Origin of the sequence: uncultured Oscillibacter sp., from assembly GCF_910584465.1 — a bacterium.
Classification (GTDB): Bacteria; Bacillota; Clostridia; order Oscillospirales; family Oscillospiraceae; genus Oscillibacter.
The window spans coordinates 12,274-37,429 of record NZ_CAJUBK010000016.1; the positions used below are offsets into that span (position 1 = coordinate 12,274).

Below are 25,156 nucleotides of genomic sequence, written 5' to 3' on the forward strand. Positions count from 1 at the left end.
TCGTCTGTCAAAAAAGACCGAAGTACCACTCCAGCACCGGAGCGCCGAAGCAGACCGTCGCCATCGCCCCCGCCGTCAGGAAGGGGCCGAAGGGCAGCGCCGCGCCCCGCCCCCGACGGGCCAGTCCCGCCCAGCCGAGCCCCAGCAGGCACCCCGCCAGCAGCGTCAGCAAAAGCTCCGCCCAGCTCAGGTACAGCGCCAAGGCGAAGAGCAGCTTGATGTCCCCGCCGCCCATGACCTCCCGGCCCAGGGCCTTCTCCGCCAGGACCACCAGCACCAGCAGCGCCGCCGGGACCAGACACGCCGCCGCCATCGTCATCAGCTCCTCCGCCCCGCAGCCCAGGAGGACCGCCCAGGCCGCCCGGTTCGCCAGCAGCAGCGCCACCAGCCCGTCCAGGATGATCCGCTTCATCGCGTCCGTCACGCTGAGGGCCAGCAGGATCGCCCCGCAGACCGCCCACTGCCCCAGCTCCGGCGACGGGCCGAAGCGCAGGGCCAGGCACCCCATCATCCCCGCCCCCGCCAGCTCCGCCAGCAGGCACCCGCCGGGGATGCGCTCCCCGCAGTACCGGCACCGCCCCCGGCGGAGCAGGAAGCTGAACACCGGGACCAGGTCCCCGGCCCCCAGCGTATGGCCGCAGGAGACGCACCGCGACCGGCCCAGGAACGGGGCCTCCCCCGCCGCCCAGCGGGAGACGGCGCAGTGGAAGAAGCTCCCCAGCACCGCGCCGAGGATGGCCAGCCAGAAGCATGTGAAGGCTGTCCAGATCTGCTGTTCCATCGCTGTGGATCCTCCTTTTGCTGTCAGATCCGGGGGCGTCCTCCCTGCCGTCCCGGCCTCCCCCTCGCTCGGGGTGTGGGGGACCGGACGGGGGGAAGGAGGCGGGGCGGCAGGGAGCGCGCCCCCGGGGATATCGTAACATAAATTTTACGGTTTTCCAAGTTGATAAAGCGGATGTTTCGTGGTAAAATGAGGATAGATGCGAACGGCCCATGGAGACGCGAAAAGGAGGTGGACGGCATGGGCATGACCGACCTGCAGTTCAAGAGCTTTTTGAAACAGATGATCCGTGCTCTGGAACGGGCGGAATCCGAGGAGACTCTGGACGCGGCCCGAAAGGAGCTGGCGAAGATCAAACAGGACCTGCAAGAGGTCATCGAAAGCTGACCGCCGGGACCTGGAGGAAGACCTCCGCGGCTGATCCCGCGCCCCCCTCACGGGGGGCTTTTTTCGCCCTCCAGGGCCCCCGGGAGACCCGGAGGCCCTGGAGGACGCCCGCGTGAGCGGGCGTCCCCTCCCCCCGCCCTGCGCCAACCCGGAAGGGGGCGGGGAAAGGAAAAGAGATCAGATAGTCCAATCCTCGCAGGAATCGATATGACCACTCTTATCCGCCTTAAACGTCCAGCTAGTAGTGATCGTAAACGCAGAAAGCGGATCCGACGAAACCTTGGTAGAATCGTACGTGATCTTTACCATAAGGGGTTTAGCACTTGCACTGGCAACCTCTGTGCACATAGGTAATACTTGCACATCAGCATCGGGAGCAGTACCCTCCTTAGGAACAAGGGCCCCCTGATGATCGCCATCTTCATCCACAATGTAATAATAGAACTTCCCAGCAGCAGGGAATTCATCTTTGGGATTCAGGCTGGCGATCGCTTCAGCGTTACCCAAAGACATCGCGCTCCTCGCATTGGCCGCGTCCACGCCATGCCGCGCCTTCTCCAAGGCGTTGTTGAACATGGGGATGGAGACAGCGGCGAGGATGCCGATGATGGCCACCACGATCAGCAGCTCGACCATCGTGAAGCCGCCTTGCTTTTTCAGCTTGGCTTTCAGGTTTTCCATAGCTTGTGTTCCTCTCTTTCAAAACTTGATTTGAGATCTTATACCCTAGGCCGGGGTTGGCACGGCCTGGAATACCGTTCACATATTGCTGTACAGACTGAACATGGGCAGGTACACCGCGATCAGGATGAACCCCACGAACACCGCCAGCACCACGATGATGATGGGCTCCAGCAGGGTCAGGGCCCGCTTGGTCTTCACGTCCGTCTCGCTGTCGTAATACGCCGCCAGCACCTGGAGCGTCGTCTCCATGGAGCCGGTGGCCTCGCCCACGGCGACCATCTGCGTCAGCATGGGGGGCAGCTCTTTGCTGTAGCTCAGGCACTCGCCGAAGGACCGCCCGCCCTCCACGCCGGGGAGGGCCTCCAGCACGTCCTGGGCCATGCACAGGTTCGTCATGGTCCTGCCGGAGACCTCGATGGCCTGCAGGAGGGGCATCCCGGCGGTCAGGAGCGTGGACATGGTGTGGGCGAACTGGCTGGCCACGGTCATGCGCACGATGCTCCCGATCAGGGGGAGGCGCAGCTGCATCCGGGCCATGATGGGCCCGCCCTTCTCCGTGGTCCCGAAGAGGCGGACGGAGAGGACCGCCAGCGCGATGGCGGCGATGATGGCCAGGAAATATCTGCGGAAGAACCCGCTCAGGGCGATCAGGGCGCGGGTGGCCCAGGGCAGCTCCACGCCCATCCCGTTGAACATGCCGGTGAAGGTGGGGATGACGAAGGCCATGACCACGGCGATGACCACCGCCGCGACGACCAGGACGAAGGCGGGGTACGTCAGGGCCCCGAGCAGGCTCTCCCTGGTCTTGTTCATCCGCTCGAAGTAGTCGGCCATGCGGTCGAAGGAGGACAGCAGGTCGCCGGACTCCTCCCCCGCCCGGACGGTCTCCCGGAAGGTGACGGGCAGGGCGTCGGCCCCCCGCTGTTCGAAGCTGTAGCTGAGGGACCAGCCGTTGGACACGTCCTCGGACACCTGGCGCAGCAGCCGCGCCAGCTCCTTGTCGGCGCACTGCTCCGCCACCAGGTCCACGGTCTGGACCAGGGGCAGGCCCGCCTTGAGGATGATGGAGAACTGCCGGCAGGTGAGGGAGAGGCTCTTGGCCCCGATCTTGCGCAGCTTCGCCAGGGGGGCCTTCGCCGCCGCCCGGGGGATCTCCTTCAGGGAGAGGACGATCTCGCAGCTCTGCCGGATCTTGGCCACGGCCTCGGTCTGGCTGACGGCCTCCACCATGCCGGTGACCTTCTCCCCGCTGGCGTAGGCGCCCTCGTACTTATAGGTGGGCATACGGCGCCTCCTTTACAGCCCGGGCCGCCTGAAGCCGGGGGCCCGGCCCATGTCCGGCGGCGGCGGGGCCTTGGCCCCGGCCGGGGGCTTCCCGCCGCTCTGGTCCCGCAGCGCGGAGCGATAGGTCTCCTGCGAGATCTTCCCGGAGGCCAGCAGGGCGCCCAGCGCCTTGTCCATCAGGATGTTGCCGATGGCCCCGGTGGTCTGGATGGAGTTGGCGATCTGGGGGGTCTTGCCCTCCCGGATCAGGTTGCGGATGGCCCCGTCGGTCTTCATGACCTCGCAGGCCAGCACCCGGCCTCCCCCCACCTTGGGCAGCAGCTGCTGGCTGAGCACGGCCTTGAGGGACATGGACAGCTGGAGGCGGATCTGCTGCTGGCGCTCCGCGGGGAAGACGTCCACGATGCGGTCGATGGAGTCGGCGGCGGAGTTGGTGTGGACCGTGCCGAAGACCAGGTGCCCGGTCTCGGCGGCGGTGAGGGCGGTCTCGATGGTCTCCAGGTCCCGCATCTCGCCGACCAGGATCACGTCCGGGTCCTCCCGCAGCGCGGCCCGGAGCCCGGCGGCGAAGGACTGGGTGTCCCGCCCGATCTCCCGCTGGTTGATGACGCAGCGGGCGGGAGTATAGACGTATTCGATGGGGTCCTCCAGGGTGAGGATGTGCTTGGCCTCCCGGTGGTTGATCTGGTCCAGGATGGCGGCCAGGGTGGTGGACTTGCCGGAGCCGGTCTCGCCGGTGATCAGCACCAGCCCCTGGCTGTAGGCGGGGAACTCCTCCACCACCTTGGGCAGGCCCAGCTCCGAGAGGTCGGGGATGTGCTCGTTCAAAAGGCGGATGGCGGCGGACCAGGACGCCTGCTGGCGGAAGAGGTTGACGCGGCAGCGGACCCCGGCGATGGATTCGGCCAGGTCCAGCTCGCCCACCACCTCGGCCCGGCGGATGTCCGACCCGGCCAGTTCCTTGGCGGCCTCCAGGCAGTCGCTCTCGCTCAGGGGCGTGCCGCCCATCTCCCGGATGGAGCCGTCGATGCGGTACCGGGGGGTGAGCCCCCGGACCAGATGGATATCGGATGCCCCGTCCTGCAGGGCTTTCTCTACGTATCGTTCGATCGTCATGATCCCTCCTAGATCCCGCCAAGACAGCGGTGGATCTCCTCGCTGGAGGTCACGCCGTCCAGGACCAATTTACGGCAGTTCTCGATCAGTGGGTGGAAATCGGCGGCGGCGATGGCCGCCTCCAGCTCCTTGAGGGAGCGGGAATGGATGGCCCGCCGGATGGCGGAGCCGATGGGCAGGATCTCGAAGACGCCCACCCGGCCCCGGTAGCCGGTGCCGAAGCACTCGCCGCAGCCCGCGCCTTTGTAGAAGAGGTAGTCCCCGCCGGGCAGGCCCAGGGCGGCCTGTTCCTCCAGGGAGGGGGTGTAGGGCCGCTTGCAGTGGGGGCAGACCCGGCGGACCAGCCGCTGGGAGACGATGCCCTTCACGGCCCCGGCGATGAGGTAGGGCTCCACGCCGATGTCCAGCAGGCGGTCGATGGAGCTGACGGCGCTGTTGGTGTGGATGGTGGAGAGGACCAGGTGGCCGGTCATGGCGGCGCGCATGGCGATCTCGGCGGTCTCGCCGTCCCGGATCTCGCCCACGGCGATGATGTCCGGGTCCTGCCGCAGGACGGAGCGCAGGACGTTGGCGAAGGTCAGGCCGGTCTTGTCGTTGATCTGCACCTGGCAGACGCCGTCGATGTGGTACTCCACCGGGTCCTCCAGGGAGACCAGGTTGACCTCCTCGCTCTTGAGGCGGTCGATCATGGTGTAGAGGGTGGAGGTCTTGCCGGAGCCGGTGGGGCCCACCATGAGGATGACGCCCTCCCGGGCGCTGTCCACCAGGCTGCAGAAGCGCTCCCGGTTCTCCCCCTCCAGGCCGATGCCCTCCAGGGTGGCCAGCTCCGGCGTCTTGCGCAGGAGGCGGATGACCACCTTCTCGCCGTGGATGGTGGGCAGGGTGGAGATGCGCAGGTCCAGGCTCTCCTGCCGGACGGTGACGACGGCCCGGCCGTCCTGGGGGATCTGCTTTTGGGCGATGTCCATCCGGGCCATGATCTTCATGCGGGAGATGACGGAGCTCTGCAGCTCCCGGGGCACCGGGATGATGGCCCGGAGGGCCCCGTCGATGCGCATGCGGATGGTCATGCTGTCCTCGCCGGGCTCCATGTGGATGTCGCTGGCCCCCTCGGTGCAGGCCCGGTCGATGATGGAGTTCACCAGGCGGATGGCGGGGGCGGCGTCGGCCTCGTCCTCGTCCACGGTCATGGACTGGGGCTGGGCCACGGCCCCGCCGCCGTACTGGCTGCCCAGCAGGTCCCGCTGCATGTCCTCGATGGCCTGCATGGCCCCCTGGTTGCTGTAGAGGTTCTGCACCGCCCGCTCCACGGCGGCGGAGGCGGCGATCATCGGCACCACCCGGCGCCGGGTGACCGCCCCGACCTCCTCCACGGCCATGAAGTTCAGCGGGTCCGCCATGGCCAGCCAGACCTCGGCCCGGCTGGCCTTCACCGGCACCACCATGTGCTTCTTGGCCAGGTTCTTCGGCAGGAGCTGGGCCATATCCGGCGGGATGGCGTAGGTGTTCAGGTCGATGAACTCCACGCCCAGCTGGCTCATCAGGGTGTCGATGAGCTGCTTCTCCGTGATGAAGCCGTGCTTTTGCAGGATGGAGCCCAGGCGTTCCCCGGTCCCCTCCTGGAGCGCCAGCGCCTCGTCCAGCTGCGTCTGGGAGATGTCGCCGCTTTTGACCAGCAGGTCGCCGAGACGGACGTATCTCATGATGTCCCCCCCATTCCTTTCGGCAGGTTCAGGCAGCGGATGACCACGCCGTCCTCCGGCGTCTCCGCGCTGATATCCCCGTCTTTCCAAGTCACTTTCAGATGGAGCGTGAAACAGGACGCCGCCGGGTCGAAGGAGAGGAACTCCCTGCCCGCGATCTCCTCGGCCTGGTACGCCCCGCCGTGGTACGCTCCTCCCGGGCCGCTGCCGGCCTTCCCCGTCGGCAGGAGCTCTTCGTCCCCTGCCAGGACCCGCCCGTCGCGGATGGTCAGGCTGCGGCCGTCGTTATAGGTCAGGGCCCCGGAGCCGTCCGTCTCCGCCCCGTGGGCGTAGCGCAGCTCGTCGGCGATGGCGTCCACCAGGGTGTTCAGCAGCAGCTGGGTCTCCGACTCCGCCGTGATCTCCCGGTAAGTCTCCATCGCCGCCTGCATCCCCGTGCCCAGCATCAGGCACAGCAGGGTCAGGATGGCCACGGCGCAGAGCATCTCCACCAGCGTGAAGCCGCCGCTGCTGTCCAGCTTCTTCCTCATGGCCCGCCTCCTGCCGCCGGCATGGCGTAGGAGAGCAGCCGGTCTTTGTCCCCATAGAAGAAGACCCGGGCAGGATCCAGCGCCACCGCCTCGGCCCCCGTGACCGTCACCGCCGCGCCGGAGGGCGGTATGCTGTCCGACGCGTACTGCCGCTCCGCCTTGGACAGGTCCTCGTAATACTGCCCGTCCGCCGCCTGGGCGGTCAGGTCGATGCTGACGGAGGCCCCCACCGCACCGAAGAGCAGCAGGACCGACAGCGAGCAGATCAGGATGGAGGCCAGCACCTCCACCAGGGTCTCCCCCCGGGGATCTCCCAGCTTGCGTCTCATCCGCCGGCCACCTCCTTCGCGATCCAATCCAGCTCCCAGGTCACGTCGGGGGCCGCGCCCCCTCCCGGGAGGTCCTCCCTCGCCTGCTCGGAGAAGCCCTCCTTGCCCGGCATGGAAGCGTCCCCCGCGAACTCGTCCCCGTCCGGGACGAAGCCCAGGGCGGGGAGGCCGGAGGCCGTCAGCTCCGCCTCCATGCGGTAGGACCGGCCGCCGCCCTCCTTCAGCTCGGCGCTCAGGCGGATGCGCAGGTCCGTGCGCAGCACGGCCTTCACCGTGACCTCCGGGAACTTCTCCTTGACCGCGTCCTCGCCATCCACCGTCACCTTGAGTCCCGACTCGAAGGGGAGCGGGGCGGTCTCGTCCCCGGACAGGGCGGTACGGCCCGGCCCGGTGAACTCCCTGGCATAGACGCCGTCCAGCGCCTTGGTCAGATCCAGGGCGCCGCCCAGCTCGCCGCAGGTCAGGCCGCCCGCCGTCTGCCGGACATGGTAATACTTCGTCTCGCCGATGCGGATGCCCTCCTCATCGAATATGGGCACCACCCAGCGCTGCACCGTGTAGCCGCCCGTGTACTCCGCCTCCGCGATCTGCCCGGCGACCAGCCGGAGGGCGGAGGACAGGGCCAGGTACCTCTGCTGTTCTTCGTAATTGCTGCGGATCTTCCCCGCGTTGGAGGCCGCCGCCATCAGCACGGAGGCGGACACCATCATGCACACCAGGAGGAACAGCAGCGCCAGGAGGATGGATGCCCCGCTCTGGCTCTCCCATTTCCCGCGCATCCGCCTCACCGGGCATCCCTCCTCTCGTTCAAGATCTGCGGTCCCTCCCGCGCCGCCGGCGGGTCCGGACGTCCGGCGCGCCCTCGGCAGGAGGCAGGGCCTCCGGGAGGGGCGTGGCCCGGCCCTCGGGCCCGCCCTCCTGCGGCGCCGATACGCTCAGGGCCAGCTCGTGGATCTGGTCCTCGCCCGCCGGGATGAGCGTGCCGTCCCCGCCGGTCATGGCCAAGGTGACGGCCAGACGGACCTCCGGGATGCCGCCCTCGGGATACGTGAGCTTGATCCAGTCTCCGTCCGGCGTCCCGTCCCCGTCCCGGCTCCAGTCGATCCGGACGCCGTCCGGCCCGGCCGGATCATCCGCCAAGCGGACGTCCACGATCCGGCATCGCAGGACGTCCCCGTCCGCGCCCTCCGTGAGGGCGAGGTCATCGAAGGTGAGGGTGCACACGTCCTGCTCCTTCGTCCCGCCGTCCTCCCCGGTCACGGTCTCCTTGGTGAACACCGCTGCCGGCAGGGGCAGGATCTGGACCTGGACCGGGCTGAAGTCTTTGTATGCCTTCCCACCGTCCGGATCGCCGGGATCGATGGTATAGGTGAACTCGGCGCTGACCGCCGTGGCCTCCTGAGGCGCGCCGCTGGTGGTGAGCCGCAGGGCGTCCCGGGCGCTCCCTCCGTCCGGCTGGACGGCCTGGGCGCTGAGGTAGTGGATGGGGCTGCTGGGATCCGTGAGCTCCAGCACGCCCTGGATGTCCTGGCCGTCCTTGTCCTTCAGCGGCCCGCCCGCGCTGTTGACGGGCGTCATCCGCACCGTGACCGTGTCGTCGGGGAACAGGAAGACCTTGGCGGGCCGCAGCCGGATGCCCACGTTGACATGGACGGAGACCAGGATGGTATAGGGGATGCCGTCCGCCGTCGTGTAGGTCAGCGTCAGCGGGGCGGTGCCCTCGCTCACGCCGGTCACCGTCAGGATATACTCTGTCCCGGAAGCCCCGTCGGGATCGATCCGGAACGCGGCGGTCCCCGTGTCCCCGATGGAGGACGCGGACCAATCGCCGCCCGGGGAGACGCCCTTGAGCACCAGCCTCTCCTGATAGGCGCTGCCGCCGAAGAGGTCGATGAGGATGGGGGTCCCGCCGAGATAGGTCTTGCCGTCCAGGCTCATGCGGGAGAACCCGCTGAGGGGCCAGCGGCCATAGTGGACATGGTAGGTGCCCTCGCCTGCGACGTCCCTTTGCAAAATGGTGGGGAAGGGATAGTCCATCCCCCTCAAAGCGGAGGAATAGTCCTGGTCCTTCAGGGCCGGAGAGGTGTCGGGCGGATAGCTGTACTTGCCGGGGACGGAGATGTCGGTGCCGATGGCCGTATTGCTGACGGGATGGAAGGGGCCGGCCTCCCGGGCCTCCTCGTCGGAGAGGCCGCGTTCGTCGTTGATCAGCTGGTAGATCTTCCGCTGCCCGTCGATGGGCGCCGCGCCGGACAGCTGCTCATAGGACAACCCGGCAGGGCTGCCATAGTCGCTGTCCAGGTCCGTCTTGGCCCCCTGTTTCTTGACCGCCGCCCGGTATGCTTCTATGGTCCCGCCGTTGCTGGCCATGACCTCGCCGGTCAGGTAGTAGCAGTTGGTGATCTTGCAGGTGCCGTGGTTCGCCAGCACCGTCTCGCCCGCAGGGGTCTTGCCGGCGGGATAGAGCTCGCCCGTGCCGCCGAGTGCGTACAGGCTGTCGATATTCTTGTGGGCGTCGGCCGCGGGCAGCCTCACATAGCTGTAGCAGTTGGTCAGCGTGTTGTTCGTTTGATCTTTTTCCTTGTTCTGGTCGCCCTGCGCGCCGATAGTGCGGCCCGTCCCCGCGACCGTCAGGGGCTTCATGTAGCTGCCGCCCACCAGGCCGCCGACGTAGATGCCTCGTTCATTCGGCCGTTCGATCTCCACCGTGCCGATGGAGATGCTGCCTCCGGCGTAGCAGTTGGTGAGATCCCCCTGGCAGATGCCCGCCAGGCCGCCGACACGCATGTTGTCGTTCTCCACGGCGTTGTCGACCTCGATATCCACCACGGAAGAGCAGTTGGAGAAGTTCATGCAGGAGGCGCCCACCATCCCGCCGATGTTGTTCCCGCCCCAGCCGCCGTTGTAGGTGTAGGTCTGGGCGTCGATCGTGTATCCGGCCACGGAGCAGTTCGAGATGGCGTTCCCCTTCTGGTCGCTGGTGCCGGCCACACCGGCCAGGGCGCCCATGCAGAACCAGCGGCTCCGGCTCTCCGGGTCCTTCCTTCCCTCGCGGCTGTTGGTCAGGGTAGAGATCTTGCCCTTGCCGTCGGAAGAGTAGAGGATGATGTTCTCCAGGCTCCCGTCATACACCACGCCGAACAGCCCGGTGCAGGAGGAGCGCGCGTGCCCCTGTATATTGACGTTCTCGATCAGGTAGTACCCGCCGTCGTAGTTCCCGCTGAACCAGCCGCAAATCGTGCCGGTGCCGTTGTTGGCATCGCCCGCGAGATGGTCGTAGTATTCGGCGATGGGGGAATAGGTCTTGTACTCCCCGTCCTCGTCCCGCTCCCCCAGGATGTCGAAGGTCTGTACCCAATCGTAGTCCCCGGTGCCGTTGCCGGAGGAGAGATAGGGGAACTGGGAGATGTTGGACGGCGTCCAGTTTTCCGCGCAGGTTATCACGGTGCTGGTGTCCCGGTTCTCTTTGTTCCAGTTGATCAGCTGGAGCTGCGCGATGGAGCGCACCTCGTAGGGGTTCTTCGCCTGGCCCGGCTGGAAGCCGGGGTCGCTGTCAGCGAACACCACGCCGTCCTTCGTCTCCCAGGTCCCCGCCGGCTTCTGCACCGCCAGCGCGTCGGCGAAGTGGGGATCGAGGTAGAAGGTGACCCTGAGCGCGTCGCCCTGCTCCAGCGTCAGCGTGGCGTTGGGGCTCTTGCCGGAGCAGCCGGGATACAGCCCGCCCTCCTCCCGGTCCAGGGCGAAGCTGTGGAAGGAGTGGAACTCGAACCCCTTCATGAGGTCGGCGAGCTCCTCGTCCACCTTCCGGTCCGGGTCCTCCGGGTCTTCTTTCTTCTTCTTTTCGAGCTGCTCGTACAGCTTCTTGGTGAAAAGGCTCCCCTTCCCCCCGTCGGAGGAATAGTAGAGGTCCTTGGTCCCGGCGTCCACCGGCTTGACCCCATGGCCCGTCTCGTTGTAGAAGCCGTAGCCATAGCGCCGCACCTCCCCGCCGCTGTTATAGGCCGTGGAGAGGGTGAAGGGCTTGCTGATCGTCTTCTGGGCGCCCTCCCCCGTGCCGGGATCCACCGCCAGCAGGCTGATATGGTACGTGGACCTGCCGTCGAGGACCAGCTCCTCCCAGTAATAGACGCCCATGTCGCCAAGGTCCATCGGCTCCGGCCACAGGCCGTAGTGGACGGGCCTGCCCGCCCCGTCGGTCACGCCGGTGGGGTAGGGGAACGCGCCTTCCGCCGTGCATTTGGACATCCCGGAGACGGGATCCTCCTCCGTCAGCTGCTGATAGGTGAGGGGCGCGGCGCCGTTGACGGCCGGATCGTAGTCCGCCAGGAAATAGGCGTCGCGGTAGGTGAAGTTGCCTCGGTTGAGGTAGGCGGTGCCGGACTGCCGCCCGGCGCCATAGGCCGGATCGCAGAAGCCGTGGGCCGACGCGCCCGCGCCGTCCGCGATCAGATCCATCGCCGAATAGGAATCCCGGATCCTGCCGTGGTCCCGGCAGACGAAGCCGCACAGGGAGATCGGGGTGGAGCTCTCCTCCGCCTTGGCGGAGAGGCGGCCCACCGCGTAGGAGCGGAGGATGTCGGCGTTGTTCCGTCCCGCCAGCCCGCCGGCGTAGGCGGGGAGGTGCCTGGAGGCGTCCACGGCCAAGGAGGCCAGCTCGGCGGCGCAGTTGGAGATCGTGTGCTCGTTCACGCCCACCAGACCGCCGATATAGAGCTCGGAGTCGTAGGCGCTGACAGAGAAGTCGACGCCGTCCACGGCGCAGTTGGAGATCGTGCCGCCGTTGATGCCCGCCAGCGTCCCGAAATAGGCCTGCTTCCCCTGGAAGACCCGGGAGAACGTGGTCTGCGGATCGAGCCGGTAGACGATGTTCGACAGGTTCCCGTTGGAGCAGCCGAACAGGCCCATGCAGACGCGGGCGCTGTCGGTCAGGGTGAAGACCACGTGCTCGATGGAGCGGCAGCCGCCGTCATAGCTGCCCCGGAAGGGCGCGGCCTGGGTGCCGATGGGGGCCTGGAGCGTGGAGCCGCCCTCCTTGGGCAGATCGGCGAACCCATGGCCCATGTAATCCTGGTAATCCAGGTCCAGCTCCTGCCGGAAGGCGAGGACGCGCTGGTCGTTGTTGTAATAGTCCCGGTACAGGCTCAGATCGTAGAGGTGCCGGGGCGCACGGACACGGACGCTGACCGTGCCGCCCTTGGGGCTCAGCGTCTGCATATACGCGTCGATCCTGCCCGGGCCCTCCGCGTCGGCGGAGCCCTGCGTCCAGTCGACGAGGGGATGGCCGTCCACAGGCGAGTAAGGTTTCACCGTCTCGGCGAAATGGGGGCAGTAGAAGAACTCGCCGGAGGGACGTTCGAGGCTGGTGCTGGTGAGCGACTGGTCGATCTCGAACCGGAGGTACTGATAAAAGTCCTTGGTGGTCCGGTCCCCCGTGACCAGCCCCTCGGGCAGGGGGGCCAGATAATACTCCTCCTTGATCTTCGCGCCCCCCTCTTCCCGTTCCCAGTCCGCTTTGAGGAGCCGGTCCGTCTCATACTCGACCGTCATGGTCTCCCGGACCGCCCTGCCGTCCGGCCCTTCGCCGAGGTAGGTATAGACGACCCGGAAGGCGCTGACCCTGGGCGAGGCGTCGTCCAGGTCCGACCGCAGCAGCGCCACGGCGTAGCCGTCGGAGGTGATGACCTTGCCGTCCAGCTGGCCGATCAGGTGCCGGGCGTTGCCGCCGGAGAAGCCCCGGGTGCCGTCCTCGTACTCCTCGTAATAGACCAGGCTGGGCTCCTTGAAATACGCCTGCCAGTCGCCGTGATGGGGCAGGCCCTTCAGCCCGGGGAAGCTGTAGGCGGTCAGGTTCTGCTTTTCCTGGAGGTTGTAGGGATAGGTGTTCCGGCTGTCGACGGCGGTCTTATAGCCCTTGAAGGCGAAGGACGCGCCGCCCAGCTCCGCCGCGAAGTCCGGGGCGGACATCTCGTCGTAAGATCTGCCGTAGGCCCATGTGGAGCTGCCGTCCGAGAAGACGCTGCCCTCGCCGAGATAATATGTATCCGTGAAGGAGCTGTCGTTCTTCGCCCCGCCGATCCACTCGACCTTACCGGCGGCAGGATGGCCCGGATAAGACATGGCGGAATACGCGCCCTCGATCACGAGCGGGGCGTTGCCCTGGCAGAGGCCCGCCGCCCCGTCCGCCGCGTCCAGGTCGATGAAGCCGGCGGCGTAGCAGCCGGTGAGCTTGATCTGGTTCGTCGCGTTGCCGATCAGGCCGGCGGCCCTTCGGCCGCTTATGTAGCAGTCGGCGTAGCTGCCGCCGATCGTGACGGGGACGGACTGGGCCTCGCCGATCAGGCCGCCCGCGGACCCGGCCCCCTGGATCATGGAGGCCGCCAGGCTGTCCTCGACCGTGATCTTGGTCGTGTTGCCGGTGGCGCCGCCGGTGCTGACCACGTGCCCGACGAGGCCGCCCGCGTGGGTGCCGCGGATCTGATACCGGTATCCGTCCTCGTCGCTCCCCAGCAGGGAGCGGAGGTCCTCCCGGCCCGCTTCCGGCTCCCAATAGACCCGGCAGCCTTGGAGGAGGGACACGCCGCCGGCGGTGCCCGCGACGCCCCCGGCGGGGGCGGAGCCGGAACGGACCGACGCGTTGACGATCCAGACGTCCTCCGCCTCCAGCCCCTTCTGCGCCCTGCCGATCAGGGCCCCGGCGGGCTGGAGCGCGCCGCCGGCCTCCACCTCCGCGCCGGTGAGGCGCACGCCGGTGAAGGTCATCTTGTCCTTTGCCGAGGCGAAGAGGCCCGCCCCGCCCTTCCCGGCGGCGCTGGCGCCGGTGACCTGGAGCTCCAGGATCCAGTTCCGCTCATGCCCGATGTCCCAGCCGCCGTCGAAAGACGTCAGCTCCTCGTTCTCGATGGGGACGAAGGCATAGTCCGGATAGGTGTCGTTGTCACGGCAATGGATGTCCGCCAGCTGCACGGCGGCCCGTTTCCCTCCGGCCATGGACGTACCGGCGTCCAGGTTCTGTAGGTGCCGCAGGCCCTCCAGCCGGGCGGTGTCCCCGCCGCTGTGCTCGGCGAAGAGGCTGTTGTCCGTGTCGGAGCCGGAGGCGGAGGCGGACCTGCGCCCGTCGGCGGACAGCTCGATCCCCGCCTCGACGGTGAAGTCCCCGCCGAAGCCCGCGATGCCGGAGCCGCCGAACAGCTCGTGGAAATGCCTGCCGTCCTCCAGGGCGTCCAGCACCCAGGTATACCGGATGGAACCGCCGGACAGGCTCCCGGTCCCCAGGGGCCGCTCCATGCGGTCCGAGAAGGGGGACTGGACGGGGGCGGCGGTGTCCAGGAGCACGATCTTCGTCCCCTGGTAGTCCAGCGTCACCTTCCGCGCCGTGCCCTGCTCCAGCCCGGCGCCCATCAGGTCCCGGGCCGCCTTGGGGACCGTGAAGGTGACGTCCACCGTGAGCCGCTCCTCATTGTGGATGACCACCAGCACCTCCGGCGCGGGCAGGGGGGAATAGTCCTGCCGGGGAGCATGTTCGCCGCCGTAATAGCCCAGCATGGGGCCGCTGTCCGGGCGCATCCGCTTGTCCCGGTCCCCAGCGATGGAGAAGGCGTAGCCGATGTCCTGGATGCCCGGGCCCTCCGTGTAGAACACATCGGTGACGGCGGCGCCTGCCGGGTCGTAAACGATATAGAATTCCCCCTCCAGGAGGGCGGGGTCCACCGCCCCGGCGGTCAGCAGGTCCAGGGCGACCACATCGTCCTTCCCCTTCACCACCTGGCTGGGGACGCCGCCCGTCCCGCCGGCCAGCGGGGACGCGCCGACCAGGATGTCCTCCAGCTGTCCGCCGCTCTCCAGCAGCACGGCCCGGTCCTCGGCGGCCATATAGATCGCCCGCGCGGCGTTGTCCAGCTCGGTGATCTTCAGGAGGTCCCGGTAATAGGACACGCCCACGGCGGAAAGGCCGAGCAGGATCACCAGGATCGCCACGGCGGCCAGGGCCTCCACCATGGTGAAGCCGCTGTTTCGTTTGTTGTCGATGTGTTTGCTCATCGGATCACCTTGAACATACGCCTGGCGGCGAAAAATTTAGTGTATATCCTAATCGGACACGGAAAGCATTTTAACATATCCGATTCGGATATACAATGCTGATTGCAACAGTTCCCAAAATTTTTGCCGGGGCCCTGCGGAACGGCTTTTCGATCGGGGGGAGCGTGTATGGAACTTGATTATCAGGCCATCGGCGTGCGGATCCGCCGCCTGCGCAAGGAGCGGGGACTGACCCAGCAGACGCTGGCGGAGATCTCCAGCCAGGAGCCGTCCAATATCTCCCACATCGAGCGGGGAGCCACCAAGCTCAGCCTGCCCACCCTGGTGAGCATCGCCAACGCGCTGGAGGTGACGGTGGACGCGCTGCTGTGCGACAGCCTCCCGGCGTCCCGGACCGTGTTCCAAAGCGAGATGGACCACATCCTGTCGGACTGCACCCACCTGGAGCGGAAGATCATCACGGAGACCATCCGGGCGCTGAAGGAGGAGCTGCGGAAGGCGCGGCTGGGCGGATAGGGCTCAGTCGGCCTGGATCTCCGGCCAGCAGCAGACCCCCACGTCCAGGGGGACCGGCTCCCGGAGGTGGAAATTGGCATACTGGCAGAACCAGCAGCCGCTGCCGCAGCCCAGGCCCACGGTCCGGACGGTGAAGGCGGGGCAGCGCTGCCCCGGCCAGACGCTGGACCCGGTCACGGGCTTGCGGAGGGACCTGGTCCGGGCCGGTTCTCCCAAGTGGTGGTAGGATCGGATCCTCATCGGCTCCCCCTCCTTCCTCCGTCCGCGGCGCAGACCGTGCGGGGATCTGCCTTTCGCGGTCCGTTTTTTTGGCCCCGCAAGGGAAAGCGCTTGACAAGATCGCGGGGACCATGCTATGGTCATTGTAGCAAAAAAATCGGGGAAAATGAGACGTTGCGTAAATTTGGTTTGATTTTGCGTAGAATTTGCACGGTAAGGAGGGACTGGCCTATGATCAAGCTGGCGCTGTGCGACGACGAGGCCGAGCAGCGGGAGGCCATCGGCGCTCTGCTCAAGGACTATGCGGCGGCGCGGTCCGCGCCGGCAGTCAAACTGTCGGTGTTCGCCTCGGGGCGGGACCTGCTGGCGGCGGCGGCGGAATGCGGCGGCTTCGACGTGTACGTGCTGGACATCGTGATGCCGGAGATCAGCGGCATCGAGCTGGGCGTGCGCCTGCGGGAGCTGTACAGCCGCGGGGCCATCATCTATCTGACGATCTCCCCGGAATACGCGGTGGATTCCTACGCCGCCCGGGCGTTCCACTATCTCGTCAAGCCGGTGGAGCCGGAGCGGCTCTACCAGGTGCTGGACGGGGCGGTGGCCGCCCTGGAGAAGCAGCGCTCCGCCTGCGTCGCCGTGCGGACCAGGGACGGGCTCCGCCTGGCGCGGCTGGACGAGATCATGTACGCGGAGCTGGCGGGCCGGGCGGTGCGCTACCACCTGTCCGACGGGACGGCCCTGGACAGCGTCACGGTGCGCGGGGGCTTCCAGGAGGAGACGGCGCCGCTGCTGGCGGACGACCGCTTCCTCCTCTGCGGGGCCAGCTTCGTGGTGAACCTCTTCTACGTCATCGCCGTGGAGAAGGGGGCCCTGCGGATGGACGGCGGCAGCCGGGTCCCCCTGCCCCGGGGCCTGGCCGCGCGGGTGCGGTCCCGGTGGAGCAGCTATTGGCTGGGCACGCTGGAAGGAGGCGCTCCATGACTGTTTTGCGGGACATATCGTTCCTTTGGTCGATGCTCCATGTCGTCGCCATGTTCCTGATCTTCTTCGAGCCCCGCTGTTCCTGGCGGACGGCGCTCCTCGCCGGCTTCGCCGGGACGGGGAGCCTGCTGAGCATCAACGTTCTGGCCATGTTCCGCTGGGGGAGCGGCATCATCATGAGCATCGCGTTCCTCACCTGCACCGTCCCCAGCGCGCTGCTCTTCTTCCTGCTCTCCAAGTACCGGGACGGGCGCTTTTTCTTCCTGTTCTGCCTGACGGACACTCTGTGCTTCTGGCTGCTCCAGGTGACGAACCTCCTGGACCGCCTGACGGGGGACACCTATGTGGTGCTGCTCCTCAGCCGGCTGATCCTGTTCCCGGCGGCGGAGTATCTCATCTGGCGGTACCTGCGCCGCCCGTACCGGGAGCTCCAGAGCAAGCTGGACCGGGGCTGGTGGCTGTTCGCGGGGATCGGCGTGACCTACTATCTGCTGATCATGGTCACCGCGGTGCCGGTGGACGCGCCCCTCCCCGACGGCGCGGGCCTGCTGCGGATGTCGCTGGTGATGCTGCTGATGCCGCTGACCTATATGGCGATCCTGCACTCCCTGTGGCGGCAGATGCAGATGTACGAGGACCACCGCCTGATGGAGCTCCAGCGGCAGGACTACGAGTCCCTGTGCCAGAAGATGGAAGTGGGGCGCATCTACCGCCACGACATGCGCCACCATCTGGCCGCCATGGAGGGGATGCTCCAGCAGGGGGACGACAGCGGCGCGCTGCAGTACCTCCGCTCCCTCAGCGGCGGGCTGGAGAAGCTCACGGAGCCGGCCCGCTGCGCCAACGCCGCCGTCAACGCGGTGCTGACGGCCTACATCGTCCAGGCCGACAACGAGGGCTGCACGGTGGAGACGGAGCTCCGGGTGCCGGAGAAGCTGCCCTTCGAGGAGACCGACCTCTGCGTGATCCTGGCCAACGCCCTGGAGAACGCCATCCACGCCTGCCGGGAGCTGCCCCGGGACCAGCGGAGGATCGACCTGGGGATGGAGCTGACGGAGAACCGGCGGCTGGTGATCTCGATGGGGAACCCGTGCCCCCGGCCGGTGGCCTTCGGGCCGGACGGCCTGCCGGACGTCCCCAAGCGGGACGGGCACGGCCTGGGGCTGAAGAGCGTGAAGCGGGTCGTGGAGCGGTACGGCGGGCTCTTCCGCTGCCAGTGGGAGCAGGAGCGCTTCCTGTTCCGGGCGGTGCTCATGCCCCCGGACGACCCGGCGGTCCGCAAAGACAGACGCCGCCCCAGCTGGAAGACGGCCGCGGCCGCGGTGCTCCTGCTGATCTTGGGCGCCGCCCTGGCGATGGCGGATACGCCGGAGGAGATCCCGCTGCTGTCGCTGCTGGAGCAGGCCATCCGGGCGGCGGGCCTTTCCCTGCCGCCGTCCTGACACGATGCGCCGCCGGGACGGACCGGCGGGGCCCCGGAGGCGGGCCGCGGCGGGGCCGTCCCCCTTCGGCACGTTCCCAGCGTTTTCCACAAAAAGGGTTGCCAAGGACCGCCGCAGGGCGTATAATGAGTCCAGATCGACCATGCGGCCAGGACGAGGACCGGCCGCTGAACAGGAGGTGACGGCATGGCGTCCATCGATTCGATGCTGTCCAGGTTATTCGGCAGGGCGAAAGCCCCGGCGGCCCCCGCGCCGGAGGCGGCGGCCCCGGCACCGGAGGAGGCCGTCCCCGCGCCCGCTCCGGAGCCGCCGGAGCCCGACAGGCCCCGGCCCGAGCTCCAGCTCCCGCCGGAGCACCCGCTGGAGCGCTTGTGGAGCCTATACAGCCGGGAGCGGCCGGAGCTGTCCCCGCCCCGGCTCTGTCTCGAGGCGCGGGAGGACATGTCCCAGGACGATGTGGAAGCGGAGCTGGCCCAGCTCCAGACGTTCGTCAGCTCCACGGCGAAGCGCCGTCTCGAGCTGGCCCAGCCCGAGCGGCAGGAGGAGGGAGGGCCCTCCCTCCCCGATCTGGACGCGCAGGCGGCGGTCTTCGTCCCCAGGAGCGGGCTCGCCGCCTGGGTGCTGGTCTATCCCCCGGTGGGCGGGGGCAGGGAGCTGGGACGGGAGGACCTGACCCAGGCCCTGGAGCAGGAGCAGGTGAGCTACGGCGTGGACGACGCCCTGCTGGACGCGCTCCCGCAGAAGCCGGACCGGTACTTCCGCCTCTTCCCCGCCGCCCGGGGGGACGCGCCGGAGCACGGTGCCGACGGGAAGGTGATGGACCTGTTCCCCCGCACGGTGGAGCGGAGCTTCGCCGTGGGCGAGGACAACCGGGCCGACTACACTTCGATGACGCTGTTCAGCAACGTGGAGAAGGACAGCGTCATCTGCCGCATCCTCCCCCCTGCCGAGGGCGTCCCCGGCCGCACCGTCCGGGATCAGGAGATCCCGGCCAGGGACGGCCGCCCCGCCTCCGTCCCCAAGGGGCGGAACACCCATGTCTCCGAGGAGGGGGACGCCCTGCTGGCCTCCATCTCCGGACAGGTGGAGTTCAGCGGGCGGAGCTTCCAGGTCAAGCCCGTGCTGGAGATCCCGGGAGACGTGGACTTCTCCACCGGGAACATCAATTTCGTCGGCGACGTCCACATCCGGGGGGACATCTGCGCCGGCTTCACCGTCCGGTCCATGGGCAGCATCACCGTGGACGGCGTGGTGGAGGCCTGCTCTGTGGAGGCAGGCGGCGACCTGGTGGTGGCCCGGGGCGTCCAGGGGGACGGCCAGGCCGTCATCCGGGCCCAGCGGGACATCTTCGCCAAATATCTGGAGAACTGCACCGTCTACGTCAAGAAGACGCTGCACACCGACTGCGTGATCAACTGCAGCGTCTACTGCGACGGCGTGGTGGAGGTGCGCTCCGGTCGGATGACCATCATCGGCGGCACCATACGGGCCGCCCGGGAGGTCACCGCCGGGACCATCGGGTCCCGCATGGAGGGCCGCACGGACATCATCCTGGGCGGGGAGCCCTGCGGGGACCTGGACTACGACCTCCTGATCCGGGAGGCCCGGGAGCTGGGGGACGAGATCCAGCAGGTCGAGCGCCAGCCCGACAGCCCCATGAAGCTCAGCCGCCTGAGCAAGCTGCGGGTGAAGCTGATTGTGGCCCAGAAGAAGCTGGCCGAGCTGCACCGCGACGAGGAGCCGCCGGAGCCCGAGGGAGAGCCGGAGGCAGGCCCCCGCCGGATGCAGTGCGACACCGTCTATCCCGGGACCGTCCTGACCATCGACGGGACCGTCTATACGTTCGACCGCAGGCTCTCCCCCTGTTCGGCATCGCTGGCGGACGGGGAGATCCGCCTGATCTGAGGCTGCCCGCGCAGCGGGAGGAGGCGATCGCGTGAACACCGCTTTGCCGCAAAAGGAGCTGGAGGACCTGCTGGACGCCGCCGTCCGGGAGGTCACGGCGAAGATCGCCGGGGTCCGGCTCTCCCGGGGCGGAGGACCGCCCGGGGCGGATCTTTGCACCGTACACATCGCGTTCCGGAAGGAGTTCCGCTCCAGCCTGTCCCTGCGCGCGGACAGGTCCATGCTCACCGACCTGGCGCGGAGCGCCCTCGAAATGGACAAGGTCGCCCCCCAGGACCTGGAGGATTTCGCGAAAGAATATTTCAACGTGCTGTGCGGGAAGATCGCCGCGATCTTTTTCAAGACCACCAAGAAGCCCGCACGCTTCAGCGTGCCCGCCTTCTACTGGGGCGGCTACGAGCCGGAGGGCCAGCGGCGGCAGTTCGCCCTCGACTATTCCGATGAGCGGGGCCGGAGCGCACAGCTCATCCATCACGTGCCCTGCCTGGATCGGGGGGACGCCGCTCCGGATACGATCTCAGCCTAGGAAAGGAGAAAGAACGATGAGGAAGCGCATCATGGTCGTGGACGATTCCCGCATGGTCAAGCTGCAGATGGAGAACATGCTGGCCGACACGCCCTATGAGATCGCGGCATACTGCCGCAGCGGAGAGGAGGCCGTGGAGCAGTACGGGAAGGTCCTGCCGGACGTGGTGACGATGGACATCATCATGCCCGGCATGGACGGTCTGGAGACCGCGCAGGCCATCCTGGAGGACCACCCGGAGGCCCGGATCGTCATGGTCTCCTCCCTGGCCTATGAAGACACCTTCGAGGAGGCCCAGTCCATCGGCGCGAAGGGCTTCATCGACAAGCCCTTCGACCGCGACCAGCTGCTGGAGCTGCTGGGCCGGGTCCTGGAGATCGGGGACCGGGACGCCGGATCGTGAGCCCCTCGAGATCTGCTGGAAACGGGCCCCGCCCGGTCCGGACAAGCTCAGGCTTGTCCGGACCGGGCGGGGCCCTCCTCATGGGGCGGGGGCGCCGGCGGCCCTCCTCCGGGGGCAGACGGCAAAAGGCCGGGGGATCGCTCCCCCGGCCTCTCTCGTTCGGCGGTCCGGCAAGCATCGATCTGCGCTTACCAGCGCGGCCGCTCCTTCAAACGGAAGGAGCTCACCAGCCCATCCAGCAAGCCCGCCTGAGAGGACAGCTCCTCGCTGGCGGCGGCGCTCTCCTCGCTGGTGGCGGAGTTGGTCTGGACCACGGCGGAGATCTGATCCACGCCCTCGGTGATCTGGCTGATGGCGATCGTCTGCTTCTCCACGGCCTCCACCACGACGGACATCCTGCTGGTGACGCCCCCGGCGATCTGGCTGGTCTTCTCCAGGGACTCCGTGACCCGGGCCACCACGCCGCTGCCGTCCCTGACGGCGGCGATGGAGTCCTCGATCAGCTCCTTGGTGGCCTTGGCGGCCTCGTCGGACTTGGAGGCCAGGTTGCGCACTTCATCGGCGACCACGGCGAAGCCCTTGCCGGCGGAGCCCGCCCGCGCGGCCTCCACGGCGGCGTTCAGCGCCAGGATGTTGGTCTGGAACGCGATGTCCTCGATGGTGCTGATGATCTTCTCGATCTCCTCCGAGGTGTTGGAGATCTGCTCCATGGCCTCGTTCAAGTGCGTGACGTATTCCACGCTGACGCCCAGCTGCGCGCCGGCCTGGTCGACAGACTCGCTGACCTCTTCCGCCGCCCGGGCGGTCCGCTTGGCATCCTGGGCGATCTCGCCGATGGTGGCCGCCAGCTCCTGCACGGAGCTGGCCTGCTCGGTGGCCCCCTGGGCCAGGGCCTGGGCGCTGCTGGACACGTGCCCGGCGTTGGCGGACACCTGGTCCGCGCTCTCCCGCATCCGGCCGATCGTGCCGGCCAGCTTGGCCTCGATGCCCTCCAGGGACTGCTTGATGGACACGAAGTCCCCTACGTACTCCTGCTGGACGCAGTTGGTCAGATCGCCGTTGGCGATGGCCCCCAGGATCTTGGAGATCTCGCCGATATAGTCCCGCATCCGGCGGATGGTGCCCTCGAAGATCTGGCCCAGCTCTCCGATCTCGTCGTTGGAACGGACGCTCACCCGGATGTCCTCGTCCCGGGACAGGCCCAGGTCCCCCCGCTCCAGGCGCCTCGCGACGCCGGTGATCTCGGCCAGGGGCACGGAGACCCGCTTTTTCAGATAGAGCACCATGAGCACCACGCAGATCACGATGGCCGCCACGCTCACCGCGGCGGAAAGCGCGATGACCAGGGCCGTCTGCCGGTCCGCCGAGGCCTTGGAGATCCCCGCGAAGAGCAGGCCGTCCACCTGTCCGTTGGCCCCCGTCGTGGGGACGTAGGAGCACAGGTACTTCTCATCCAGGATCTCCGCCTCGCCCACGAAGGACTTCCCCTGCTGGAGCACGACGGCAGCGATGTTGGAGGACAGCCTGGTGCCTACCACCCGCTTCCCGTCCTGGATCACGGTGGTATAGGCCCGCGTATCGCCCTCGAAGATGGTGAACTCACAATCCATGCGGCTCTTCAGTTCGTCCAGCATCCCGTTGATGTCCTCCCGGCCCTCGGCATGGCTGAGCTCGTAGGCCAGCATGTCCGTGCCGCTGACGCAGCGGTCGTGCAGCATCCCTGTCACCAGGGAGCGGAACATGACCACGCTCAGCGTCATCACCAAGACGATCGACAGCGCCAGCATGACGGCGACCACCCTGCCGAGGTCCTGGCTGATCTGCTTTTGTTTCCCGCCCTTAGACGGCCCTCTCTTTTTCATAGTCTATCACTGCCCCTCACTCGATCACAAAATAATGGGCCATGGGCGTTCCTCGACCCATTTTATCTATTATAGCACATCCGCCCATCTATTGGAAGGACTTTTTTCGGATTGGCACGTTTTTCCTCTCATCCTGCCGTCCCCGGGCGGGGACGGAGGGGGCCCCGTACGCCGTCCGCGGCAGGACCCGTGCCGCGCCCGCCGGGACCCCCCCGGAGGCGCGCGGGCCCCCCTGGAGGAGGCAGGAGGGGAGGGACGGACGGGCCCCCGGGAGAGGGCGGGAGCGGAGGGACGGGCGGGCCTCCCCGCGGCCCCGTCCGGATCTCACGGGAGCGCCCGCGAAACACACGGCGGCCGCGCCAAAAATGAAGGAGACCCATTGACAAAGGCCCTCCCCTTTCCATATAATATAGGCGATCCGGCTGGGCGGCAGGCGCCGCCCGGTCATAGAACATCATTGAGGTGAAGAGAGATGAACAGTATCCGCAAGAAGATCACGATATGCCTGATGGCCACGGTCCTGATCGCGCTGGCTGCAGTGGGGATCTCCAGCATCACCCTGAGCTACCGGAACACCGTCGCTACCGTGGAGCAGCTGATGAGCGAGACCGCCGTGCTGGCGGCCGAGCGCATCGAGGAGGAATTGACCGCCTATAAGAACGTGGCCATGGACACCGGGCGGATCGCCCAGCTGTCCAATTCCTTCACGTCGCTGGAGGAGAAGCGGGCCATCATCGACGAGCGGGTCAGCCTCCACGGCTTCCAGCGGGGCAACATCATCAACACGGAAGGCGTCAGCATCTTCGACGGGAACGACTATTCCGACCGGGAATACGTGAAACAGGCCCTGAAGGGCAACGTCAGCGTCTCTGAGCCCCTGATCAGCAAGGTCACTGGGGAACTGTCCATCATGGTGGCCGCCCCCCTCTACTCCGGACGGGGCATGATCGCCGGCGTGGTCTACTTCGTGCCGCCGGAGACCTTCCTGAACGACATCGTCTCCTCCATCAAGATCGGCAAGGACTGCCGGTCCTATATGATCAACAAGTCCGGGGACACCATCGCCGACATCACCCTGGACACCATCACCACCCAGAACATCGAGCTCCAGGCCCAGACCGACCCCTCCCTGAGGAGCCGTGCCGAGATCCACGCGGCCATGCGCCGGGGCGAGAACGGCTTCGGTTCCATCCGCGCCGAGGACGGCCCCCGGTTCCTGGCCTACGCCCCCGTGAACGGGACCGACGGCTGGAGCGTGGCCGTCGCCTCGCCGAAGGCGAACTACCTGTCGGATACATACTTCGGCATCGCGATCAACGTCATCGTGATCGTCGTCTCCATCCTGGCCTCCATCGCGGTCGCGCTGAAGCTGTCCAGCAACATCAGCGTGCCCATGCGCGCCTGCGCCGAGCGGATGAAGCTGCTGGTGGAGGGCGACCTGGACTCCCCCGTCCCCAAGGCCCAGGGCCAGGACGAGACGGCGGAGCTGACCCGCTCCACGGCGGAGATGGTGTCCGGCCTGAACACCATCATCAACGACATCGCCTATCTGCTCAACGAGATGTCCAACGCGAATTTCGACATCCGCTCCTCCCACCGGGACGCCTACGTGGGCGGGTTCCACACCATCCTGCAGTCCATGCGCACGCTGAAGGTGGAGATGAGCAACACCATACGCAACATCGAGGCTTCCGCCGGGCAGGTGTCCTCCGCCAGCGCCCAGGTCTCCACCGGCGCCCAGACCCTGAGCCAGGGCTCCATGATGCAGGCCAGCTCCGTGGAGCAGCTGGCGGCCACCATCAACGACATCGCCTCCAACGCCAAGAAGACCTCCGCCGCCGCGGAGGAGGCCGGCCAGCTGGTGGGCCAGGCCGGCGCCCACCTGGGCGTCAGCGTGGAGCACGTCAAAGATCTCAACGCCGCCATGGAGAAGATCTCCAGCTCCTCCGAGGAGATCAGCAAGATCATCGCCACCATCGAGAACATCGCCTTCCAGACCAACATCCTGGCCCTGAACGCCGCCGTGGAGGCCGCGCGGGCGGGCTCCGCCGGCAAGGGCTTCGCCGTGGTCGCCGATGAGGTCCGGAACCTGGCCACCAAGTCCGACGAGGCCGCCAAGGCCACCAAGGAGCTGATCGAGGGCTCCATCGCCGCCGTCACCGAGGGCGGACAGGTGGTCAGCAAGGTCACCGAGGCCCTGGAGAAGACCAGTGTCAGCGCCGGGGGCGTGACCGAGAAGATGGGGATCGTAGTGGAGGCCGTGGACGAACAGACCACCTCCATCGCCCAGGTCACCGAGGGCATCGACCAGATCTCCTCCGTGGTGCAGACCAACAGCGCCACCGCCCAGCAGAGCGCCGCCGCCAGCGAGGAGCTCTCCGCCGAGGCCGCCAGCCTCAAGCAGCTGGTGGACCGCTTCACCCTGGCCAGGGATTGACCGGACATCACAGC

19 protein-coding genes are annotated in these 25,156 nt (G+C 67.4%); 8 read left to right on the forward strand and 11 right to left on the reverse strand.

Features of this window, described 5'->3' with window-relative positions; translation table 11 throughout:
* Positions 1 to 7: 7 nt before the first annotated feature.
* Positions 8 to 781 (reverse strand): A24 family peptidase, encoded by a 774-nt coding sequence (locus QZ332_RS05880; RefSeq protein ID WP_295763544.1) that lies wholly within the window; start codon positions 779 to 781, stop codon positions 8 to 10.
* 240 nt (positions 782 to 1,021) lie between these two features.
* On the opposite strand from QZ332_RS05880, the gene QZ332_RS05885 reads away from it, so the two are divergent.
* Positions 1,022 to 1,168: a hypothetical protein gene (locus tag QZ332_RS05885; protein WP_295763546.1), complete on the forward strand. Its 147-nt coding sequence runs from the start codon at positions 1,022 to 1,024 to the stop codon at positions 1,166 to 1,168.
* Between the two features lie 177 nt (positions 1,169 to 1,345).
* Here the strand turns inward: QZ332_RS05885 and QZ332_RS05890 are convergent, their stop codons facing one another.
* The 8 genes from QZ332_RS05890 to QZ332_RS05925 form a co-directional block, all read right to left on the reverse strand.
* A complete protein-coding gene (locus tag QZ332_RS05890) occupies positions 1,346 to 1,849 on the reverse strand; it encodes a prepilin-type N-terminal cleavage/methylation domain-containing protein (protein ID WP_295763548.1) in 504 nt (167 codons plus the stop codon).
* Between the two features lie 78 nt (positions 1,850 to 1,927).
* Positions 1,928 to 3,136 (reverse strand): type II secretion system F family protein, encoded by a 1,209-nt coding sequence (locus tag QZ332_RS05895; protein ID WP_295763554.1) that lies wholly within the window; start codon positions 3,134 to 3,136, stop codon positions 1,928 to 1,930.
* A gap of 12 nt (positions 3,137 to 3,148) precedes the next feature.
* Positions 3,149 to 4,252 (reverse strand): type IV pilus twitching motility protein PilT, encoded by a 1,104-nt coding sequence (locus tag QZ332_RS05900; RefSeq protein ID WP_295763559.1) that lies wholly within the window; start codon positions 4,250 to 4,252, stop codon positions 3,149 to 3,151.
* An 8-nt stretch (positions 4,253 to 4,260) separates the two neighbouring features.
* A complete protein-coding gene (locus QZ332_RS05905; RefSeq protein ID WP_295763562.1) occupies positions 4,261 to 5,955 on the reverse strand; it encodes a GspE/PulE family protein in 1,695 nt (564 codons plus the stop codon).
* On the reverse strand, positions 5,952 to 6,485 hold the full coding sequence (locus QZ332_RS05910; protein WP_295763566.1) for a type II secretion system protein J: 534 nt from the start codon (positions 6,483 to 6,485) through the stop codon (positions 5,952 to 5,954). The genes QZ332_RS05905 and QZ332_RS05910 overlap by 4 nt, the downstream gene beginning before the upstream one ends.
* Positions 6,482 to 6,814, reverse strand: coding sequence for a hypothetical protein (locus QZ332_RS05915; protein ID WP_295763568.1), 333 nt, complete (start codon positions 6,812 to 6,814; stop codon positions 6,482 to 6,484). Before QZ332_RS05915 ends, QZ332_RS05910 begins: the two co-directional genes overlap by 4 nt.
* Entirely contained in the window at positions 6,811 to 7,602 is a 792-nt protein-coding gene (locus tag QZ332_RS05920) for a hypothetical protein (RefSeq protein ID WP_295763571.1), read from the reverse strand. Before QZ332_RS05920 ends, QZ332_RS05915 begins: the two co-directional genes overlap by 4 nt.
* 19 nt (positions 7,603 to 7,621) lie before the next feature.
* Positions 7,622 to 14,851 (reverse strand): type II secretion system protein, encoded by a 7,230-nt coding sequence (locus tag QZ332_RS05925; protein ID WP_295763574.1) that lies wholly within the window; start codon positions 14,849 to 14,851, stop codon positions 7,622 to 7,624.
* Between the two features lie 168 nt (positions 14,852 to 15,019).
* Here QZ332_RS05925 and QZ332_RS05930 point away from each other — a divergent pair, with 168 nt between their 5' ends.
* Positions 15,020 to 15,367: a helix-turn-helix domain-containing protein gene (locus tag QZ332_RS05930; protein ID WP_295763575.1), complete on the forward strand. Its 348-nt coding sequence runs from the start codon at positions 15,020 to 15,022 to the stop codon at positions 15,365 to 15,367.
* Between the two features lie 3 nt (positions 15,368 to 15,370).
* Here the strand turns inward: QZ332_RS05930 and QZ332_RS05935 are convergent, their stop codons facing one another.
* A complete protein-coding gene (locus QZ332_RS05935) occupies positions 15,371 to 15,607 on the reverse strand; it encodes a hypothetical protein (protein ID WP_295763578.1) in 237 nt (78 codons plus the stop codon).
* Positions 15,608 to 15,817: 210 nt separating this feature from the next.
* On the opposite strand from QZ332_RS05935, the gene QZ332_RS05940 reads away from it, so the two are divergent.
* The 5 genes from QZ332_RS05940 to QZ332_RS05960 all read left to right on the forward strand — a co-directional run bounded on the left by QZ332_RS05940 (position 15,818) and on the right by QZ332_RS05960 (position 20,843).
* Positions 15,818 to 16,567: a LytTR family DNA-binding domain-containing protein gene (locus QZ332_RS05940; protein WP_295763580.1), complete on the forward strand. Its 750-nt coding sequence runs from the start codon at positions 15,818 to 15,820 to the stop codon at positions 16,565 to 16,567.
* On the forward strand, positions 16,564 to 18,009 hold the full coding sequence (locus QZ332_RS05945) for a sensor histidine kinase (protein ID WP_295763583.1): 1,446 nt from the start codon (positions 16,564 to 16,566) through the stop codon (positions 18,007 to 18,009). Before QZ332_RS05940 ends, QZ332_RS05945 begins: the two co-directional genes overlap by 4 nt.
* A 186-nt stretch (positions 18,010 to 18,195) precedes the next feature.
* Complete coding sequence (locus QZ332_RS05950) at positions 18,196 to 19,914, forward strand: DUF342 domain-containing protein (RefSeq protein ID WP_295763586.1); 1,719 nt, start codon at positions 18,196 to 18,198, stop codon at positions 19,912 to 19,914.
* Between the two features lie 31 nt (positions 19,915 to 19,945).
* A complete protein-coding gene (locus QZ332_RS05955; protein WP_295763588.1) occupies positions 19,946 to 20,440 on the forward strand; it encodes a hypothetical protein in 495 nt (164 codons plus the stop codon).
* A 16-nt stretch (positions 20,441 to 20,456) separates the two neighbouring features.
* A complete protein-coding gene (locus QZ332_RS05960) occupies positions 20,457 to 20,843 on the forward strand; it encodes a response regulator (RefSeq protein WP_295763591.1) in 387 nt (128 codons plus the stop codon).
* A gap of 188 nt (positions 20,844 to 21,031) precedes the next feature.
* Here QZ332_RS05960 and QZ332_RS05965 read toward each other — a convergent pair whose 3' ends face one another.
* The gene (locus QZ332_RS05965; protein ID WP_295763594.1) at positions 21,032 to 22,705 is read right to left on the reverse strand and encodes a methyl-accepting chemotaxis protein; all 1,674 of its coding nucleotides are present in this window, start codon (positions 22,703 to 22,705) and stop codon (positions 21,032 to 21,034) included.
* A gap of 472 nt (positions 22,706 to 23,177) precedes the next feature.
* Between QZ332_RS05965 and QZ332_RS05970 the strand changes: the two genes are divergently transcribed.
* A complete protein-coding gene (locus tag QZ332_RS05970) occupies positions 23,178 to 25,142 on the forward strand; it encodes a methyl-accepting chemotaxis protein (protein ID WP_295763596.1) in 1,965 nt (654 codons plus the stop codon).
* Positions 25,143 to 25,156: the final 14 nt, after the last annotated feature.

Excerpts from the sequence above, each read along its gene's own strand:
- QZ332_RS05910 (WP_295763566.1), bottom strand. The coding sequence starts at position 6,485 with ATGAGGAAGAAGCTGGACAGCAGCGGCGGCTTCACGCTGGTGGAGATG.
- QZ332_RS05930 (WP_295763575.1), top strand. The coding sequence starts at position 15,020 with ATGGAACTTGATTATCAGGCCATCGGCGTGCGGATCCGCCGCCTGCGC.
- QZ332_RS05880 (WP_295763544.1), bottom strand. The coding sequence starts at position 781 with ATGGAACAGCAGATCTGGACAGCCTTCACATGCTTCTGGCTGGCCATC.
- QZ332_RS05895 (WP_295763554.1), bottom strand. The coding sequence starts at position 3,136 with ATGCCCACCTATAAGTACGAGGGCGCCTACGCCAGCGGGGAGAAGGTC.
- QZ332_RS05945 (WP_295763583.1), top strand. The coding sequence starts at position 16,564 with ATGACTGTTTTGCGGGACATATCGTTCCTTTGGTCGATGCTCCATGTC.
- QZ332_RS05900 (WP_295763559.1), bottom strand. The coding sequence starts at position 4,252 with ATGACGATCGAACGATACGTAGAGAAAGCCCTGCAGGACGGGGCATCC.
- QZ332_RS05965 (WP_295763594.1), bottom strand. The coding sequence starts at position 22,705 with ATGAAAAAGAGAGGGCCGTCTAAGGGCGGGAAACAAAAGCAGATCAGC.
- QZ332_RS05940 (WP_295763580.1), top strand. The coding sequence starts at position 15,818 with ATGATCAAGCTGGCGCTGTGCGACGACGAGGCCGAGCAGCGGGAGGCC.
- QZ332_RS05935 (WP_295763578.1), bottom strand. The coding sequence starts at position 15,607 with ATGAGGATCCGATCCTACCACCACTTGGGAGAACCGGCCCGGACCAGG.
- QZ332_RS05970 (WP_295763596.1), top strand. The coding sequence starts at position 23,178 with ATGAACAGTATCCGCAAGAAGATCACGATATGCCTGATGGCCACGGTC.
- QZ332_RS05960 (WP_295763591.1), top strand. The coding sequence starts at position 20,457 with ATGAGGAAGCGCATCATGGTCGTGGACGATTCCCGCATGGTCAAGCTG.
- QZ332_RS05890 (WP_295763548.1), bottom strand. The coding sequence starts at position 1,849 with ATGGAAAACCTGAAAGCCAAGCTGAAAAAGCAAGGCGGCTTCACGATG.
- QZ332_RS05950 (WP_295763586.1), top strand. The coding sequence starts at position 18,196 with ATGGCGTCCATCGATTCGATGCTGTCCAGGTTATTCGGCAGGGCGAAA.
- QZ332_RS05915 (WP_295763568.1), bottom strand. The coding sequence starts at position 6,814 with ATGAGACGCAAGCTGGGAGATCCCCGGGGGGAGACCCTGGTGGAGGTG.
- QZ332_RS05885 (WP_295763546.1), top strand. The coding sequence starts at position 1,022 with ATGGGCATGACCGACCTGCAGTTCAAGAGCTTTTTGAAACAGATGATC.
- QZ332_RS05905 (WP_295763562.1), bottom strand. The coding sequence starts at position 5,955 with ATGAGATACGTCCGTCTCGGCGACCTGCTGGTCAAAAGCGGCGACATC.
- QZ332_RS05925 (WP_295763574.1), bottom strand. The coding sequence starts at position 14,851 with ATGAGCAAACACATCGACAACAAACGAAACAGCGGCTTCACCATGGTG.